17 protein-coding genes and 3 tRNA genes are annotated in these 16,620 nt (G+C 44.2%); 18 read left to right on the top strand and 2 right to left on the bottom strand.

The annotated features are described in order from the left end of the window. Nucleotides 1-208 precede the first annotated feature (208 nt). The 11 genes from cas1 to HMPREF9443_RS05560 all read left to right on the top strand — a co-directional run bounded on the left by cas1 (nucleotide 209) and on the right by HMPREF9443_RS05560 (nucleotide 11,079). Complete coding sequence (gene cas1, locus HMPREF9443_RS05610; protein WP_009145569.1) at nucleotides 209-1,201, top strand: CRISPR-associated endonuclease Cas1; 993 nt, start codon at nucleotides 209-211, stop codon at nucleotides 1,199-1,201. Further along, nucleotides 1,201-1,479 (top strand): CRISPR-associated endonuclease Cas2, encoded by a 279-nt coding sequence (gene cas2 / locus HMPREF9443_RS05605; protein ID WP_009145568.1) that lies wholly within the window; start codon nucleotides 1,201-1,203, stop codon nucleotides 1,477-1,479. Before cas1 ends, cas2 begins: the two co-directional genes overlap by 1 nt. A gap of 15 nt (nucleotides 1,480-1,494) precedes the next feature. Continuing rightward, nucleotides 1,495-2,808, top strand: coding sequence for a type III-A CRISPR-associated CARF protein Csm6 (gene csm6 / locus HMPREF9443_RS05600; RefSeq protein ID WP_009145567.1), 1,314 nt, complete (start codon nucleotides 1,495-1,497; stop codon nucleotides 2,806-2,808). Nucleotides 2,809-2,997: 189 nt separating this feature from the next. Then, complete coding sequence (locus HMPREF9443_RS05595) at nucleotides 2,998-4,302, top strand: ABC transporter substrate-binding protein (protein ID WP_009145566.1); 1,305 nt, start codon at nucleotides 2,998-3,000, stop codon at nucleotides 4,300-4,302. Nucleotides 4,303-4,369: 67 nt separating this feature from the next. Further along, a complete protein-coding gene (locus tag HMPREF9443_RS05590; protein WP_009145565.1) occupies nucleotides 4,370-5,248 on the top strand; it encodes a carbohydrate ABC transporter permease in 879 nt (292 codons plus the stop codon). After that, nucleotides 5,238-6,065 carry a carbohydrate ABC transporter permease gene (locus HMPREF9443_RS05585; RefSeq protein ID WP_009145564.1) on the top strand — a complete coding sequence of 276 codons (828 nt, stop codon included), beginning with the start codon at nucleotides 5,238-5,240 and terminating at the stop codon, nucleotides 6,063-6,065. The genes HMPREF9443_RS05590 and HMPREF9443_RS05585 overlap by 11 nt, the downstream gene beginning before the upstream one ends. A gap of 4 nt (nucleotides 6,066-6,069) precedes the next feature. After that, nucleotides 6,070-7,161 (top strand): ABC transporter ATP-binding protein, encoded by a 1,092-nt coding sequence (locus HMPREF9443_RS05580; RefSeq protein ID WP_009145563.1) that lies wholly within the window; start codon nucleotides 6,070-6,072, stop codon nucleotides 7,159-7,161. A gap of 21 nt (nucleotides 7,162-7,182) precedes the next feature. Further along, entirely contained in the window at nucleotides 7,183-7,938 is a 756-nt protein-coding gene (locus HMPREF9443_RS05575; protein ID WP_009145562.1) for a sugar phosphate isomerase/epimerase family protein, read from the top strand. A gap of 374 nt (nucleotides 7,939-8,312) precedes the next feature. After that, complete coding sequence (locus HMPREF9443_RS05570) at nucleotides 8,313-8,927, top strand: hypothetical protein (protein WP_040565098.1); 615 nt, start codon at nucleotides 8,313-8,315, stop codon at nucleotides 8,925-8,927. 106 nt (nucleotides 8,928-9,033) lie between these two features. Further along, the gene (locus HMPREF9443_RS05565) at nucleotides 9,034-10,413 is read left to right on the top strand and encodes a lipase family protein (RefSeq protein ID WP_009145560.1); all 1,380 of its coding nucleotides are present in this window, start codon (nucleotides 9,034-9,036) and stop codon (nucleotides 10,411-10,413) included. 27 nt (nucleotides 10,414-10,440) lie between these two features. Next, a complete protein-coding gene (locus HMPREF9443_RS05560; RefSeq protein WP_040565097.1) occupies nucleotides 10,441-11,079 on the top strand; it encodes a uracil-DNA glycosylase in 639 nt (212 codons plus the stop codon). Nucleotides 11,080-11,153: 74 nt separating this feature from the next. Here the strand turns inward: HMPREF9443_RS05560 and HMPREF9443_RS05555 are convergent, their stop codons facing one another. Then, nucleotides 11,154-12,710 carry an ABC-F family ATP-binding cassette domain-containing protein gene (locus HMPREF9443_RS05555; RefSeq protein ID WP_009145558.1) on the bottom strand — a complete coding sequence of 519 codons (1,557 nt, stop codon included), beginning with the start codon at nucleotides 12,708-12,710 and terminating at the stop codon, nucleotides 11,154-11,156. Nucleotides 12,711-12,794: 84 nt separating this feature from the next. Here HMPREF9443_RS05555 and HMPREF9443_RS11195 point away from each other — a divergent pair, with 84 nt between their 5' ends. The 5 genes from HMPREF9443_RS11195 to HMPREF9443_RS05535 all read left to right on the top strand — a co-directional run bounded on the left by HMPREF9443_RS11195 (nucleotide 12,795) and on the right by HMPREF9443_RS05535 (nucleotide 13,898). After that, nucleotides 12,795-12,872 carry a putative holin-like toxin gene (locus tag HMPREF9443_RS11195; RefSeq protein WP_222859551.1) on the top strand — a complete coding sequence of 26 codons (78 nt, stop codon included), beginning with the start codon at nucleotides 12,795-12,797 and terminating at the stop codon, nucleotides 12,870-12,872. 157 nt (nucleotides 12,873-13,029) lie between these two features. Beyond that, nucleotides 13,030-13,494, top strand: a complete 465-nt coding sequence (locus HMPREF9443_RS05550; protein ID WP_009145557.1) for a YhcH/YjgK/YiaL family protein — start codon at nucleotides 13,030-13,032, stop codon at nucleotides 13,492-13,494. A 169-nt stretch (nucleotides 13,495-13,663) separates the two neighbouring features. Further along, nucleotides 13,664-13,739 (top strand) — tRNA-Asn (locus tag HMPREF9443_RS05545). A 3-nt stretch (nucleotides 13,740-13,742) separates the two neighbouring features. Continuing rightward, nucleotides 13,743-13,817, top strand: a tRNA-Glu gene (locus tag HMPREF9443_RS05540). A 5-nt stretch (nucleotides 13,818-13,822) separates the two neighbouring features. Continuing rightward, nucleotides 13,823-13,898, top strand: a tRNA-Val gene (locus tag HMPREF9443_RS05535). Between the two features lie 78 nt (nucleotides 13,899-13,976). Here the strand turns inward: HMPREF9443_RS05535 and HMPREF9443_RS10800 are convergent. Further along, nucleotides 13,977-14,168: a hypothetical protein gene (locus HMPREF9443_RS10800; RefSeq protein WP_187363696.1), complete on the bottom strand. Its 192-nt coding sequence runs from the start codon at nucleotides 14,166-14,168 to the stop codon at nucleotides 13,977-13,979. A 270-nt stretch (nucleotides 14,169-14,438) separates the two neighbouring features. Here HMPREF9443_RS10800 and sufC point away from each other — a divergent pair, with 270 nt between their 5' ends. Together sufC and sufB are read left to right on the top strand one after the other, a co-directional pair. Beyond that, complete coding sequence (gene sufC / locus HMPREF9443_RS05530; RefSeq protein WP_009145555.1) at nucleotides 14,439-15,191, top strand: Fe-S cluster assembly ATPase SufC; 753 nt, start codon at nucleotides 14,439-14,441, stop codon at nucleotides 15,189-15,191. A gap of 14 nt (nucleotides 15,192-15,205) precedes the next feature. Continuing rightward, complete coding sequence (gene sufB, locus HMPREF9443_RS05525) at nucleotides 15,206-16,612, top strand: Fe-S cluster assembly protein SufB (protein ID WP_009145554.1); 1,407 nt, start codon at nucleotides 15,206-15,208, stop codon at nucleotides 16,610-16,612. Nucleotides 16,613-16,620: the final 8 nt, after the last annotated feature.

Raw genomic sequence — 16,620 nt, 5'->3', positions numbered from 1 at the left:
GAGATAACCCCAAATTAGGGGACGGAAACAACGTGAACGGGGTAAAGCTTAGTGGTTTCGCCGATTTCAGAGATAACCCCAAATTAGGGGACGGAAACTGACGTTCTTTAGAGTAATGTTGTCCCCAGAAGTTGAAATTTCAGAGATAACCCCAAATTAGGGGACGGAATTTTGAAATAAGAAAATATTTTCTAGGAGGGATAAAAAAATGACTTCTTTGTATATTACGGAAAGCGGAGCGTATTTACGAAAACGCGGAGGTCATGTTTTAGTCGGGCGTAACAATGAGGTTCTTTTAGAGGTGCCATTGGAAAGAATAGAAGATGTTACCTTGGTAGATAGTGTACAAATCTCTTCAGGATTAATTACAGAGTTTTTAGAGAGAAATATACCTCTATCATGGCTTTCTGGAAGAGGTCGTTTCTTTGGTTCGCTTTTAAGCAATGGTTCTATTGATATAATTAAGCATCAAAAGCAATTTGAACTTTTGCAGGAAGGAAAGTTATATTTTGAGCTTGCCAAAAAGATTATTTATGCTAAGGTACATAATCAGTTGACAATTTTACGTCGATATAATCGCAATTTAAAACTTGATAATGTAGACACAAGCATTCGCAATATCTTAGCAATAAGAAAAAATATTTGTCAGACAGATGATTTACATTCTTTAATGGGGTTTGAAGGAATTATAAGTCGTATTTATTTTTGTGCTTTAGGCGCTATAGTTCCAGATGAATTTAAATTTGAAAAACGTACTAAAATGCCACCACGAGATCCGTTTAATTCTATGTTGAGTTTAGGCTACAGTATGTTGTTTAATGAGATTATGAGTAATGTGCTAGCTTTGGGTTTGCATCCTTACGTTGGCTTTATGCACAAAATTGCTAAAGGACATCCTGCGTTAGTTTCGGATTTAATTGAAGAATGGCGTGCACCATTGATTGATTCTATGGTTTTAGCAATGATAAAGAGAAATATGTTGACGAGAGATATGTTTGAAATAAATGAAGCGGGGTGTTTTTTAAACACCGAAGCTCGCAAAATATATTTGCAGACCTATAATAAAAAGCTACGTTCAGATAACCAATATTTTGAAGATAAATATACTTATCGTGAAAGTATTAGGCAGCAGTGTCGTAAATATGCTAGTGTAATCATGCATAGTGATATTACTCTTTATGAACCATTGGAGTTGAGATAATGGAGCGAAAATTTATAGTTTTAATGATTTATGATATTGTCGATAACAAACGCCGCAATAAGATGGTAAAATGTCTTGAGGCTTATGGTGTCCGTGTACAAAAATCTGCTTTTGAAGCATTACTTAATCGTCGGCAATATGAAAAAATGCTACGAGAAAGCAGCATTTTGATTGATGAGGCAGTTGATTCCTTGCGGGTATATGTATTGGATGATATTATAGATGTATATACTTGGGGAATTGGCGAGCGTAAGGAAATAGACTGCGTTATTTTGTAAATTGGAGATGAGCAAATGAGCATTTTATATACACCTGCCGGTGATACGGATCCTATCAGAGATTGCTATGATGGTGCCATGCTGCACATAATCAGAACACATAGACCGCAATACGTGCGGATATTCTTAAGCGCGGAAATGTCTGCAAAAGAAAAAAACAGGCATATATACTCTAAAGCGATTGAGTATAATGTGCCTGAGTGCAAATTCGATTTTATTTATACTGATATAGTTAATGTACAGCTTATGGAAGAATTGGTGCCTTTGGCAGAAGGCTTTCTTGAACTGCGAAAGGAGTTCCCAGAAGAAGAGATTTTGCTGAATTTAAGCTCAGGTACACCGCAAATGAAAACTGTGATGAGCTTTTTAGCCACGGATTTTGAAAACGTTCGTGCCATTCAGGTAGATTCACCGCAAAGGGCATCCAATAGAACAGCGCATGCAACGCAGGATAATGAAGATATCAATGTTGTAATAGAAAATAATTTTGATAATGTACCTGATTATACGTGTCGTTGCCATGAAGCACCGCTTTCTCTTTTGCGTCGTTACAGTATACGCCACCAACTGATTAGTTTGATTAATAATTATGAATATAGAGCAGCTTTGACCATGTATAACAAGAATAAAATAATGTTTGTTGAAGAAACCGGTAATTTGCTACGGCATGCGGATTTGCGTTCTAAGCTGCTGATAAACGAAGCATTTAAGGGGATGGGGAAGGAAAATATTTATAATAATAATTCCGTGAAAAAATTAAATGAATTTTTGATGGTCATGGAGTTACATCAGAGAAAAGGTGAATTGGCAGAATTCATCCCTAAACTGACGCCGTTTTTGTATGAATTACTGCTTTATTATTTCGAAAATCATGTTGCGCTTAAATTGGAGCGCTTTTGTTACAGAAAAAGAAATAATAATAGCAGTTGGAAAATAAGCGCGGAGAAGCTGAGAAAAGAAGCGCCGGATGTATTTACTTATCTGAATTATTATTTTCGTCAAGGCTTTAGGGATACGGACCTTTCCTTTTCTAACATGCTGCTAATTTTGGAGTCTTTAAAATCTGTCAAAACAGAACTTATGGGAGAATTACAGATTCTTCGAGAGGTAGAGAAAAATCAGCGGAATAAAATAGCACATACTATCTTAACTGATGTTACGGAAGAAAATCTGCAGGCTATAGAGCCTAAGCTGAGTTCCTACCAGATTATTCAGCATTTACGTAAAGCTTTTTTACTGATTATGGAAGGAGAATCCATCTGCAAACGCAATGTATATGATGATTTAAACAGGAGAATTGTTGACAGCTTAAATGAATTTAATAAATAGAATATAGTGCCTTCGCTTAAAATACCGTCCGCATGTGAGAACTACGGACGGTATTTTTCTCATTTCTGTAACCTTTTTAACACAGATTTAACCGCAAGCTTACTTTGGATTTTACATTCATCCGTTACAATAAAAGCACGTTGTAGAAATGACAACAATAATTTTTGTGGAATATCAGTAAACGGAGGAATGAAAATGAAACTGAAAAAAGTTTTGGCAGCAGCAATGATTTCCCTGCTGGCCACTACTGCACTTGTTGGTTGCGGTAGCGATAAGAAAAGTGCCGACACCGGCAAAAAGGTGCAGATTGAATACTGGCACGTTGCTGCTGAGAGCTTTGGCGGCGCAATCGTAAAGGAATTGGTTGCTGACTTCAACAAAACTCACCCGAACATTGAAGTAGTAGAAAAATATAACCCGGATATGTACAAAGGCCTGACACAAAACCTGCAGGCTGCTATGGCTTCCGGTAAGAATCCGGACGTAGTACAAATGGGTTATTCCTTCCTGAACTACGCTGCTGAAAACTTTAAATACACCGATTTGAACGAAGCGTTTAAAGCTGCCGGCGATGAAAACTTTATGAAAGACAATTATCTGCCGAACGTACTGCAGCTGGCACAAACCGAAGACGGCAAGCAAATCGGTCTGCCGTATTCCGTAAGTGTTCCTGTACTCTTCTACAATCCGGAAATTTTTGAAAAAGCCGGCTTAGATCCGAAAAATCCGCCTAAAACCTGGGAAGAGGTTAGCAAGGCAGCTAAACAAATTAAAGATAAAACCGGCAATATGGGCTTCTTCATGCAGGAATATGCCGATAACTGGACTCAACAGGCTCTGATCGAATCCAACGGCGGCCAAATGCTGACTAAGGTTGACGGTAAGGTTAAAGCCGGTTTTGATACTCCGGAATCTGCTGCAGCTTATCAGGTTGTAGCTGATATGGTTAAAAACGGCAGCGGCCTGCATGCAACTAACGAAGAAGGCTTCCAGGCTTATCTGAGCGGCAAGCTGGGCATGGTTTGCACCACCATCGGTAAACGTGCTAACTTCGAAAAAGGCGCTAAGTTCAAAGTAATGGCTTCTCCGTTCCCTGCTTTCGGCAACAAACCGACCAAGATTCCTGCAGGCGGCAACTTCCTGATGGTATTCTCCAAAGATGCTGAAAAGCAAAAAGCTGCTATCGAGTTCATCAAATATCTGGAATCTCCGGAAGCACTTGCTAAATGGAGCACCGGTACCGGTTACCTGCCTCCACGCAAAGGCGTAGCTGATGATCCGAAGGGCTTCAAAAAGCTTGCTGATGAAAACCCCAACATAAAAATGGCTCTGCAGGAAATGACCAAGGTTACCAAATGGGCTAGCTTCCCGGGTGCTAACGGTCTGCAGGCTGAACAACTGCTGATTGATGCTCGTGATATCATCCTGAGCGGCAAAATGAGTGCACAGGATGCTTTACATCAAACTGCAGAAAAAATTAACAAGCTGCTGTAATTAGTCTGATAAATAAGCTGTCGCAGTTGCGGCAGCTTATTTTGCTAATAGCGCAAAGGAGGTTGCTATGAGTAAGAACAACAAGGAAGCAATACTTTATTTGCTGCCTGCTGCCGTACTTTTTCTGGTATTTTATTATTGGCCGCTGCTGCAGAATATTTATCTGAGTGTTTTTTCCTGGAATATGATCAGCCCTTATCAAAAATTTGTGGGCCTGGACAATTTTATCACTATCTTCAGCTCTGCCGAGCTGATTAAAATTTTAATCAACACCGTTTTGTTTGTGGCAATTATGCTGGTGCTGAATTTCGTTCTGCCTTATTTTTATTCGTTTATCCTGGGACATTTAGTGCATCGGTGGACGGCATTCTACCGTAGCGCGTTGTTTCTGCCGTCAACGTTATCACTGGCGGTAGCAAGTATTTTGTTCCTGTGGATTTACAATCCGCTGGCCGGACCGATTAACATTGTTCTCAGCCAGTTTGATATCGCTTCACCGCGTTGGTTTAAAGAAAACTATCTGGTTATTTTCGCTATCTGCACGATTATCGGCTGGAAGGTTTTCGGCTATAATCTTATCGTTATGCTGGCTGCCATGGTTGCAGTTCCCAAGGAGATGATTGAAGCTGCCAAACTGGAGAATGCTTCCAACTGGGTTATCTTCAAAAAAATTATTTTGCCGATGACCTCTTCTACCGCAATTTATGTCTTTACGATAACGGTGGTTTTTGGTCTGCAGTACGTGCTTGTGCCTGTAAATATGCTGACGCAGGGCGGTCCGGACCAGGGCAGCAGTAACCTTGTATATATTATTTACCAATATGCCTTCACCTTCTTCAAGGCAGGCACCAGTGCAGCCTATGCAGTTATCACCATGGTCTGCTATCTCATCTTCCTCTTCGTGAAGAATAAATATCTGGAAAAGAAGGTGTACTATGAAAACTAAGCTGCAGAATGAATGGTATTGGCATGCATTTTTGCTTATTGCGGTTTTCCTGATGCTGTGGCCGATAGTGTTTATGCTTTCTACCTCGCTGAAGGATTTGAATCAGGTATTTGAATCTACGTTAAATCCTTTACCGTTTCCGCCGACCTTTGACAACTATACTACGGTTTTACATAACTTCCCGCTGCTGACCTATATCTGGAATACGTTTTATATTGCTATCGTTGTTACTGCCAGCAAGGCTGCAACAAGCGTGCTGGCAGCCTTTGCCTTTGTGTATTACAACTTCAAATATAAGGAAACGGTTTTCAATGGTATGCTGCTGACGTTCTTCATCCCCATCACTGTTTTAATTATGCCGAACTATCTGATGATGTCTAAGCTTGGCCTTTTAGATACTCCCTACGGCGTTATGCTTCCCGGTCTTGTAGACGGTATGGGTATCTTCCTGATGCGTCAGACTATGCGTGGTATTCCCAAGCCTTTGCTGGAAGCAGCAATTCTGGACGGCGCCAAACCGCATCAGGTACTGTTCAAGGTTATTATGCCTTTGATTAAGCCTTCGGTACTCGCTATTTCGATTTTATTTTTCATTAACAGTTGGAACGAATATTTCTGGCCACTGCTGATTTTGCAGGACAAAGCAAATCTGACACTGCCGCTGGCGCTGCAGATGTTTATCAGTGCCGAGGGTGGCAGTGAATGGGGCATCGCCATGGCTGTAGCAACGCTGACAAGCTTGCCTCCGTTAGTGCTTTACGGCTTCTGCCAAAAATTTATTATCAACACATTTATGCAATCGGGCGTGAAAGGATAAGAAGATGGATAACTTACAAAACGATTACAGCATTATATTTTCGCATGTACAAAAGGCTTATGGCAGCAATGTCGTAATTAACGATTTAAACTTGAATATCAGAAAGGGAGAGCGTCTGATTCTGCTTGGACCCTCCGGCTGCGGCAAGACAACTACCCTGCGTATGATTGCCGGCTTTGAGGAAATCACCAAGGGAGAGCTGAAAATGGACGGCCGCGTGGTTAATGATATCGCTCCCGGTGAGCGCAATATTGCTATGGTCTTCCAAAGCTATGCATTGTTCCCGCATCTGAGCGTTTGGGACAACATCACCTTTGGCCTGCAGCTGCAAAAGCTGCCGCAGGCTGAAATGGAAAAGCGTGCGCGTATGGCGATGGAAATTCTGCATCTTGAAGGATATGAAAATAAAAAGACGCATGAATTGAGCGGTGGCCAGAAGCAGCGTGTTGCCCTGTGCCGTGCTTTAGTAAAGCAGTCGCCATACTTCCTGCTGGATGAGCCGTTATCTAACTTGGATGCCAAACTGCGCCAGAAGGCACGTACCGAGCTGGTAAAAATCCATGAAATGTTCAAGCCGACGATGGTTTATGTAACCCATGACCAGATTGAAGCAATGACTGTAGCGCATCGTATTGCTGTTATGAATCAGGGCAGGATTCAGCAGATTGATACTCCGGCAAATATTTACCATCATCCTGCCAATACCTTTGTGGCAACCTTTATCGGTTCTCCGGCAATGAATATTCTGCAGGCTGAGATTTTAGACGGTAAAATTATTGTCGGTGACTGCGCTTTAAAGCTGCCGCATGAGCGCTTGCAGGAGCTTGGCGGCCGCAGCAAGGTTCTCTTCGGTTTACGCCCGGAGGCTTGCACACCGAGCTTTGAAAGTGCTATGATTAATGGTAAGGCAGACTTTGTTGAAAATACAGGCAACCTGAAAACTGCTACACTTAAATTGGTAACCGGTGAAAGCTTTTATCTGCAGGACAGCGACCAAGGCCTGCAAATGGAGGATATCCGCGGCTTTAATTTTGATTGGCAAAATGTTTGCTTATTTGATGCCGAAAGCGGTGAAAACTTAGCGAAGGTACGCTAAGCCTTGAAGGGAGGAAGTTATATGCAATTTGAAGTAAGTGATTTACTCTTTCCTGGATTTACGAAGGATGCAATGAAGAGGCTTGATAAGCAGTATGGTATTGAATTCTTCTATGAGTTTGGCAAGGATTATTATTGGAAACAGCAGGTTGAGGAATGGGGCGAGCGTGCACTTTCGATTCATGCTCCCTGTGTTGCGCTGAATCTTGCTGATTCTAAGCAGAAAAATTATGCCCGTGTTATAGAAAAGACCTTTGCCTATGCGCAAAAATGCAAGGCAGATTTTGTTGTAGTGCATACAAATGAAGCTATTGAGGGTGACAAGGAGCTTTTGAGGGCACGTGTTATCCGCCGTCTGCGTCAGGTTATGAATCTGGGAAAACGTTATGACGTAAAGGTGCTTATTGAAAACGTCGGCCTGCGTACTAAAAATAATGTGCTCTTTGATTTGCCGGAATATGTTGCTCTGTTTGATATTTTCCCGCAGGCAGGAGCATTGCTTGATACAGGACATGCGCATGTCAACGGCTGGGATATTCCTGCGGTAGTAAAGGCATTGGGTGAGCGTTTAGCAGCCTGCCATGTTCACGATAACGATGGCAACGGTGACGCACATCTGCCGGTAGGACAGGGTGATATTGATTGGAAGGCTTATTTCGGCGCTGTTAAAAAATATGCACCGCAGGCTACGCAGGTATTTGAATACTGCTGCGGCTTTAATAATACCAAGGATTTGGAAGCGCATATTGCAGAGCTGAAAGAGGATTATAAATTATAACAGGTTATGACTAACAAATAAAAGCACTTAACGGAACCGAATATTGTTTACCCGGATTTTACCTTAAGGTTAATCTGCATTTAATATTCAGAGGCTATACTATGTATAACAAAGATGAATTAAGTCTGCGATATGCGTAGGAGGTAAGCGTTATGCAGGATTTATACCCGATATTGATTTTATTTGCCGGTTGGATGGCTGTAGATTTGCTGGTGTTTTAAACACTGTAAGAAATTTTGTCATTTGCTGAGAGAGCAGGGAAAAGCCTTGCTCTCTTTTCGTTTTTTATCAGGAAGGTATTATCAATTACTCTTTTCAGCTGGCTGTTTTCTTGCTACAATATAGTTAATGAATATAGCGAGGAGGAAAGGTCCATGAAAAAACTGTTTCTTTGTATTCTTTGTCTGTTAATGTGTTCCGTTTGCGCTGCTGCCCCTGCAAAAAAGGTAGTGCTGTGGTATCAGGTTCCGGAGGCTGTTCTGGAAGCGCAGAATCTTGAAAATGATGTTGAGAAAGGTAAGACGGAATTTGAAGCCTTCCTCATGGCAAATTACGGCAAGCGTTTTCCTGTACAGATGATTAAGCAGGCTGCTCCGGATAAGGAACTGACTGCTGCAGATGTATCCCTGGTTACCCGTCCTAACTGGGTGCCGATTGTTGTGAAGCTTGATCTGGCCGGTGTTGGAAGCGGTGAAAAGCTGGTTGGCAAATACAGCACTGTGAAGGTTGCGCTGAAGGAAAGCACCGTTGTAGACGGTAAGCTTTTCAGCTATGATTATGGTATCAAAGAATATGACAGCAGCATGCTGCGTGTAGCAGGTTATGTTATTGCCAGTGAAGATGACCCGCGCATCAACACCAAAAATGCTGTTAATGACTGCATCAAAGAGGCTTGCACGCTGAACAGCAAGGTTAACCGCTATGCTGATCCTGCAGCCTATGATAAGGAAAATGCCCGTTACAACGGCGAGTTTGAAAAAATTCAATAAAACGTCTGAGAGTGTATCCCGAAATATAGAAAATCCCGAATCTCTTCAAGAGGTTCGGGATTTTGTGTTATAATAATAGCAATGGTATGTTACAAGGAGGTGCAGCATGCTTAAGCTTATGCGTTTACTTACAATTGTATGTCTGTTTTTCGGCTTTGGTACGATGACGTATGCAGCGTCACCTAATCCGGTAAGCTCTGCCTACATGCAGAGTTATTTTACAACAATCGCGGCAGCATCCTGTCTTGGGGTTTATTTACCGCATACTTCCCAGGAGTTTGATTATCTGCGCAGTTATGGCTGGCAGATTGAAAGCCAGCAGGGAAATGATGGCAAGGTGGAGCTGAATTATGCTGTAGCCAAAAATTATTTTCCGCAAGTTAATAAGCAAATATATCTGGTAACCTTCCGCGGCAGCGCCAGCAAGAGTGATTGGAAGATTAATCTTGCAACCAAGAAGGTTAATTACGGCGGTACAACCTTAAATGAGATGCAGGAGCTGGCAGCGCAGCCTGTGCCTAAGGATGGCGCGGCGGTGCATGCAGGCTTCAACAGTTATGTGGATGCTGTGCTGCGCAGCGGCGTAGTTGATGAGAACAGCAAGCTTAGGGGACTTTTCAAGCGCGTAAGCGAGGAACCTGATGCATACCTTGTGCTTACAGGTCACAGTCTTGGCGGAGCGGCAGCGACGCTGCTGGGCGAGCGCTTAGCGAGCCTGGGAATGCCTAAGGAAAAGTTTGTTGTTATCACCTTTGGCGCTCCGGCGATTGGCAACAGTGCCTTTGCGGAGCAGTACGGTAATAAGATTAAGCTGCTGCGTATCAGCAACACGGCGGACCCTGTTCCCGGCAGCCTGCAGACGTTTTTCGGTGGCTATAAGCAGTTCGGCGAGCCGGTGAAGTACAGCCTTTCCAATAAAATCAGCAATCTTCAGCATGCTATGGCTATGTATTTTGATTACAGCATCAGCGAATACTATAAAGAGCGTGACAAAGAGATAAGCATGGGACGCCTGGAACCTGTTGCGGATAGAAAAATAACGCAGAAGCCGGTGGTAGCTGTTTGGGTAAATACCTCCGACAGTCTGAAAAAGCTTGCCTATGTAACGGATATCAAGCGTTTTGTGCTTGACGAATATCGCAAAATGCTGCCAAGCTATATTATTATGGAACGCAATCTGCCCAAGGATGCCTACACAACGCAGGATTTGCTGAAGCTCAGCAGGGATGCCGGTGCAGAATATATGCTCGTCTGCGGAATAGAAGGTAATCAGGCTCCGAAGGAGGGCTATTGGTATCTGACGCTGGAGCAAGGTTTGTTTGATAAAAATGGGCGCATGCTGACGATTGGCAGCTTCGGTCGCAAGGTATCGCCGGCTGTCGGCAATATTCAGGCTGCGGGTGAGAACCTATGGCAGGCACGTGAAGCCTTGTGTGAGCAGCTGCCGTTTATTGTAACGCAGCATGAAGCTCACTTGGGATATTAGAACGTTAAAATAGTGGAGGATGAGAGTATGGATTTAAGTGAATTGGAGGGCGAGCTGGCAAACTGTCAAGCCTGCCCCTTACGTCAGGATGCTATTGCGCCCGTGAGCTGGTACGGTAATCCCGAAAGCCCGATTGTATTTGTAGGAGAGGGCCCGGGCCAGGTCGAGGATGATTACGGCTGTCCGTTAATCGGTCCGTCAGGACAATTGCTGGACAAGGCTCTGTGGGCAGCTAAGATGACGCGTGACAGAGTACTCACCACGAACGTTATTAAATGCAGACCGAAAAATAATCGTACTCCGGATATTGCCGAAGCTGATTTTTGCGCCAAGCAGTGGCTGCAGCGTGAGCTGGAGATTATTCAGCCGAAGGTAATCGTGGCCTTGGGCAGCGTGGCGCTGCATTGTCTGGGCCGTCCCGATATGCGCATTACGCGCGACCGCGGCATGTGGTTCCGCACGGAGCAGGGCTTTGATTGCATTGCTACCTACCATCCGGCGTATTTGCTGCGTCAGTACGGTAAGCAGCTGGTGGCTTCCAAATGGGATGTATTCCATGATCTGGAGGCAGCACGCGAGCGTGCTGCACTTTTGGCGCCGGGGTACGAATTTATGTCGGAGGAAAAGCCGGATTTGTTCAAGATTTTTAAGAAGCGTGTACGCTGAAAAAGCTGCTGCAAGTAAAAAGCGTTCTGCCGCAAAATTACGGCAGAACGCTTTTGTATCTTATGCTTACAATATTAAATAATCTTAGTGGTCCAGTCTTCGATGTTCCAAACCTTATCTACCCAGTCCTCGTAGAATTCCGGTTCGTGGGAAACAAGCAGAACGCTGCCCTTGAATTCCTTCAGTGCACGCTTCAGCTCGTCTTTTGCGTCAACATCAAGATGGTTGGTAGGTTCGTCCAGTACCAGCCAGTTGACATCCTTCAGCATCAGCTTGCACAGGCGTACCTTGGCAGCCTCACCGCCGCTGAGAACGAAAACCTTACTGGTGATGTGCTCGTTAGTCAGACCGCAGCCTGCAAGTGCAGCACGCACCTCGTAGTTGGTCAGGCCGGGATATTCGTTCCAAACATCATCGAGAGCAGTATTCTCGTTCTTTTCGCGTTCCTCCTGCTCAAAATAGCCGGGCTCCAGGAATTCACCCAGCTCAACCTTGCCGCTGACAGGCGGAATGATACCTAAAATAGTTTTCAGCAGGGTGGTTTTACCTAAGCCGTTGACACCGCGGATAGCGATTTTCTGACCGCGTTCAAGATTAAAGGTAACAGGTCTGGTGAGAGGGCTGTCGTAACCGAGCACTAAATCCTTTGCTTCTACGATGAAGCGGCTGGGAGTGCGTGCCTCAGTGAATTTGAAGGTCGGTTTCAGCTTTTCACGCGGCTTTTCAATCATTTCCATCTTATCCAGCTTGCGTTGGCGGCTTTTTGCCATATTGGTGGTAGCAACACGTGCCTTATTGCGGGCGATGAAGTCCTCCAGCTTAGCAACCTCCTGTTGCTGACGCTCGTAGGCTGCAGCCTTCTGTGATTGATAGATGGCGTACATTTCCTGGAATTTGTCGTAGTCACCGCTGTAACGGGTAAGCTCGCAATTTTCCAGATGATAGATAACATTGACAACCTTATTGAGGAAGGGAATGTCATGGGAAATCAGAATAAAGGCGTGCTCATAGTTCTGCAGAAATTTGGTAAGCCATTCGATATGTTCAACGTCCAGATAGTTGGTAGGCTCGTCCAGCAGCAGAATTTGGGAGTTTTGCAGCAGCAGCTTAGTAAGCAGAACCTTGCTGCGCTGACCGCCGGAAAGCTCGCTTACGTCTTTATCCAAACCGATGCTGCCAAGACCGAGGCCGTTGGCAAATTCTTCGATTTTGCTGTCTAAGGAATAGAAACCGCTGTGCTCCAGCTCAGACTGGATTTCGCCGACGGTATTCATCATTTTATCAAGCTCTTCGGGAGAAGCATCGCCCATTTTATCGTACAGCTCCAGCATCTGCTGCTCCATAGCATACATGCCGTCGAAAGCAGTACGCAGAACCTCGCGGATGCTCATTCCCTTTTCCAGGGTGCTTTGCTGGTCCAGATAACCGACGGTGACCTTGCCGGGCCATTCAACCTTGCCTTCGTCAGGCAGTACGTGACCGGTTACGATATTCAAAAAGGTGGATTTGCCTTCGCCGTTAGCGCCGACAAGACCGACGTGCTCACCGCGCAGAAGCTTAAAGGAAACGTTTTCTAAAATTTGGCGGCCGCCAAAGGAGTGGGAAACATTGGTGACATTTAAGTAGCTCATAAAAACCTCGCTTTATTAGTTTAGTTTTGGTATAATGATAATGGTCTGACGAACGTCGGCTGCCCCTCAAGGGAGGTGGGAGCTATGCGGGTGTACGAAGCCTTAAGTCTTATGATTGCTTTCGGCATTCTTGTTGCGACCATTATCTTGGCTTGTAAGTAACATTACAGAAAAGAAAAAGACCGACATATGACCGCCAGCCTTTTCTTCAATAAAACAATTTTTATGGGAAGAGCTGACGGAACCACTCGTCAGACCAACCTACATATATTATAACAATCAACAATGCTTTCGTCAACGATAGAGGAGGAAAATAATTATGCTGCAAGGAAATAAAAAAGATATTGAAAAGCTGCTGCCGTATGTAAGCGAGCGTTTGCAAAAAGCACTGGCTTACGTTGCTGCTACTGATTTCAGCAAGGTAGAAAACGGAGAATATGAAATTGACGGACGCAATGTTTTTGCCCGCGTCAATACATATGATACCGAGCCCAAGGCTGAACGTCGTCCGGAAAAGCACAACGATTATATTGATGTACAGTTTGTTGCTCGCGGTGAGGAAGCAATTTGGTATACACCGCTGACTGATGCTTGCGTGGAAACTGAAAATAAAGCAGAAAAAGAAGACGTAATTTTTTACGCCGACCCGCAGGAGAAAAACTGCGCAGTATTAAATTCCGGTGATTTTGCAATTTTTTTCCCGTGGGAATTGCACAGACCTAATTGTTCTGTAGAAAAAATCGCAAGTAACGTACAAAAAATCGTAGTTAAGGTAAAAGCCTGAAACACGTATGGTTGAGCGTTTTTTTCTGCTTAAGCAAAGAGGCTCGACGACTTTGGGAAACTTTTTCTGAAAAAATCATAAAAAAGTTCAAAAAAAGTGTTGACAAATGCGTGTGGACTTAGTATAATAACACTCGTGATGTTGAGCGACACAAAACATCACAAAATATTCCCCGATAGTTCAGCCGGTAGAACACCTGACTGTTAATCAGGGCGTCGTAGGTTCGAGTCCTACTCGGGGAGCCACCTGGCCGGTTGGTCAAGCGGTTAAGACACCGCCCTTTCACGGCGGTATCGGGGGTTCGATTCCCCCACCGGTCACCAAATACGGGCGCTTAGCTCAGCTGGGAGAGCGTCTGCCTTACAAGCAGAATGTCAGCGGTTCGATCCCGTTAGCGCCCACCACGTAAATTCAGCACTTCATGCAAATGGAGTGCTTTTTTTCGTTATGTGCCTAACTTGCTGTCTTCCAATCAACAGACATTAGTTGCGTATATTTTTATTATAATCAATAACAGGATGCGAAGCTGAGGCATATGCTTGCGCATCCTGTTTTACTTTGGGAAGTTTGCAAAGCTTGTCTGAGGGCTTGAGCTTAGCAATCGATTTAAACGAATTTTGGCTGCTGCGTTTTGATTGGTATTTTTCTGCGCTGTTTCTGGAAAAATTTTTCATAGACAGTGAATTTTGCTGTTTTGACCATAAATTTTCTCGCCTCACTATAAATTTTCCTGAAAATATTATATAATAAGAAGAATGCTGTTAAAAGGCATTTTTATCGCACTGTATTGCAAAATATTTGCAAATTGTAGGTGTATATTTGCGTCAAGCGCTTGCATAGTGCGAAAAATAATTTTATAATAGGGTATGGAATTCATACTAGAAATGTGGGAATTAAAATTTTGAGAAGCAGTTCTTCCGGATTGCTTCGATTGGAGGATAAATATGGCAGAGAATTTATTAGAGGTAAGAAATCTCGTAGTCAATGTAGAGGACAAAGAGATTCTGCACAATATTAATCTTGATATTAAGCCGGGTGAAACTCATGTGCTTATGGGACCTAACGGTGCAGGCAAATCCACCTTGGGTTATGCGCTGATGGGTAATCCTAAATATACTGTAAAAGGCGGCAGCATTAATTTTGCTGGCGAAGACATTACCAAACTTGCCGTAGATAAACGCGCTAAGGCAGGTCTGTTCCTTTCCTTCCAGAATCCGCTGGAGGTTCCCGGCATCAGCCTGAGCAGCTTTTTGAAAACTGCTTTGGAGCAGCAGCGCGGTGTACGCATCAAGGCTTGGGATTTCCGTAAGGAGCTGCGTCAGGCTATGGCTTTGCTGCAGATGGACAGCAAATATGCCGAGCGTGATCTTAACACCGGCTTCAGTGGCGGCGAAAAGAAGAAGGCAGAAATTCTGCAGCTTTTGATGCTGAATCCTAAGCTGGCAATTCTGGACGAAACGGACAGCGGTCTGGACGTTGACGCAGTGAAGATTGTTTCTCAGGGCATTAAAACCTTCCAGGAGCATCGTCAGGGAGCATTGCTGATTATTACTCATAATACTAAAATTCTGGATGCACTGCATGTTGACCACACTCATATTCTGGCTCAGGGACAGATTATCAAAAATGCAGGTCCGGAGCTGGTTGATGAAGTCAGCAAAAATGGCTTTGAAAAGTTTTTGCAGAATAAGGAATAACTGGTGGGGAAAATATGGAAGAAAAAACCTATGTTGATGATATAGACAGAAGTCTTTACGACTTCCGTAACGAGGATAAGGACGCTTACCGCATTCAGGAAGGCCTGACACGTGAGATTGTTGAAAAAATTTCCCGTGAAAAGCATGATCCGGAATGGATGTTGGAATTCCGTCTTAAATCCCTGGATATTTATAATAAGCTGCAGGTGCCGAACTGGGGCCCTTCGATTGACGGTCTGAATATGGATAACATCGTTACCTATGTACGTCCTAACACGAACATGCAAGGTAAATGGGAGGATGTTCCCGAAGATATTAAGGACACCTTTGATCGTTTGGGTATTCCTCAGGCAGAGCAGAGCAGTCTGGCCGGTGTAGGCGCACAATATGATTCCGAGGTTGTCTATCATAATGTGCGTAAAGAGGTAGAAGAGCAGGGCGTTATTTATACTGATATGGAAAGCGCCTTGAACGGACCGTATGCGGAGATGGTGCATGAGCATTTTATGAAGCTGGTGCCTCCTACCGACCATAAATTTGCCGCATTGCATGGCGCAGTGTGGTCCGGAGGTTCCTTTGTTTATGTACCGAAGGGAGTAAGCGTGGCGATTCCGCTGCAATCCTATTTCCGCTTAAACGCAAAGGGCGCAGGCCAGTTCGAACATACGCTGATTATTGTTGATGAGGGCGCAGACCTGCACTTTATCGAAGGCTGCAGCGCGCCGAAATATAATGTTGCTAACCTGCATGCAGGCTGTGTTGAGCTGTTTATTGGTAAAAATGCTAAGCTGCGTTATTCTACGATTGAAAACTGGTCGAAGAATATGTATAACCTTAATACCAAGCGTGCCTTGGTTGAAGAGGGCGGTACTATTGAATGGGTTTCCGGCTCCTTCGGTTCCCACGTTTCCTATCTTTATCCGATGAGTATTTTGAACGGCACCGGCGCGCACAGTGAATTTACGGGCGTAACCTTTGCCGGTCACAGCCAGAATCTGGATACAGGCTGCAAGGTTGTACACAATGCACCGAAAACTACCAGCATTGTCAACACACGCTCTATTTCCAAGAGTGGCGGCATCAGCACTTTCCGCAGCAGCGTAGTTGTTACCAATAAGGCTAAGCAGGCCAAATCTTCTGTTTCCTGCCAAAGCCTGATGCTGGATAATATTTCTCGTTCCGATACCATTCCCGCTATTGATGTGCGAACTGCCGACGCGGATATCGGACATGAGGCAAAAATCGGCCGTATCAGCGACGATGCGGTATTCTACCTGATGAGCCGCGGTATCAGCGAGGAAGAAGCAAGAGCGATGATTGTCAGCGGCTTTGCGGATAATGTTTCCAAGGAATTGCCGCTGGAGTACGCTGTTGAGATGAACAACCTTATCCGCCTGGAAATGCAGGGCAGTATAGGTTAAGGAGGAGC

Origin of the sequence: Phascolarctobacterium succinatutens YIT 12067, from assembly GCF_000188175.1 — a bacterium.
Classification (GTDB): domain Bacteria; phylum Bacillota; class Negativicutes; order Acidaminococcales; family Acidaminococcaceae; genus Phascolarctobacterium_A; species Phascolarctobacterium_A succinatutens.
The sequence above is the reverse complement of the archived record's forward strand: the minus strand, read 5'-3'. Positions and strand labels throughout refer to the sequence as shown.

What these genes read in the sequence shown, in the direction of transcription:
- cas1 (WP_009145569.1), top strand. Translation starts at nt 209, where the DNA reads ATGACTTCTTTGTATATTACGGAAAGCGGAGCGTATTTACGAAAACGC.
- cas2 (WP_009145568.1), top strand. Translation starts at nt 1,201, where the DNA reads ATGGAGCGAAAATTTATAGTTTTAATGATTTATGATATTGTCGATAAC.
- csm6 (WP_009145567.1), top strand. Translation starts at nt 1,495, where the DNA reads ATGAGCATTTTATATACACCTGCCGGTGATACGGATCCTATCAGAGAT.
- HMPREF9443_RS05595 (WP_009145566.1), top strand. Translation starts at nt 2,998, where the DNA reads ATGAAAATGAAACTGAAAAAAGTTTTGGCAGCAGCAATGATTTCCCTG.
- HMPREF9443_RS05590 (WP_009145565.1), top strand. Translation starts at nt 4,370, where the DNA reads ATGAGTAAGAACAACAAGGAAGCAATACTTTATTTGCTGCCTGCTGCC.
- HMPREF9443_RS05585 (WP_009145564.1), top strand. Translation starts at nt 5,238, where the DNA reads ATGAAAACTAAGCTGCAGAATGAATGGTATTGGCATGCATTTTTGCTT.
- HMPREF9443_RS05580 (WP_009145563.1), top strand. Translation starts at nt 6,070, where the DNA reads ATGGATAACTTACAAAACGATTACAGCATTATATTTTCGCATGTACAA.
- HMPREF9443_RS05575 (WP_009145562.1), top strand. Translation starts at nt 7,183, where the DNA reads ATGCAATTTGAAGTAAGTGATTTACTCTTTCCTGGATTTACGAAGGAT.
- HMPREF9443_RS05570 (WP_040565098.1), top strand. Translation starts at nt 8,313, where the DNA reads ATGAAAAAACTGTTTCTTTGTATTCTTTGTCTGTTAATGTGTTCCGTT.
- HMPREF9443_RS05565 (WP_009145560.1), top strand. Translation starts at nt 9,034, where the DNA reads ATGCTTAAGCTTATGCGTTTACTTACAATTGTATGTCTGTTTTTCGGC.
- HMPREF9443_RS05560 (WP_040565097.1), top strand. Translation starts at nt 10,441, where the DNA reads ATGGATTTAAGTGAATTGGAGGGCGAGCTGGCAAACTGTCAAGCCTGC.
- HMPREF9443_RS05555 (WP_009145558.1), bottom strand. Translation starts at nt 12,710, where the DNA reads ATGAGCTACTTAAATGTCACCAATGTTTCCCACTCCTTTGGCGGCCGC.
- HMPREF9443_RS11195 (WP_222859551.1), top strand. Translation starts at nt 12,795, where the DNA reads ATGCGGGTGTACGAAGCCTTAAGTCTTATGATTGCTTTCGGCATTCTT.
- HMPREF9443_RS05550 (WP_009145557.1), top strand. Translation starts at nt 13,030, where the DNA reads ATGCTGCAAGGAAATAAAAAAGATATTGAAAAGCTGCTGCCGTATGTA.
- HMPREF9443_RS10800 (WP_187363696.1), bottom strand. Translation starts at nt 14,168, where the DNA reads ATGAAAAATTTTTCCAGAAACAGCGCAGAAAAATACCAATCAAAACGC.
- sufC (WP_009145555.1), top strand. Translation starts at nt 14,439, where the DNA reads ATGGCAGAGAATTTATTAGAGGTAAGAAATCTCGTAGTCAATGTAGAG.
- sufB (WP_009145554.1), top strand. Translation starts at nt 15,206, where the DNA reads ATGGAAGAAAAAACCTATGTTGATGATATAGACAGAAGTCTTTACGAC.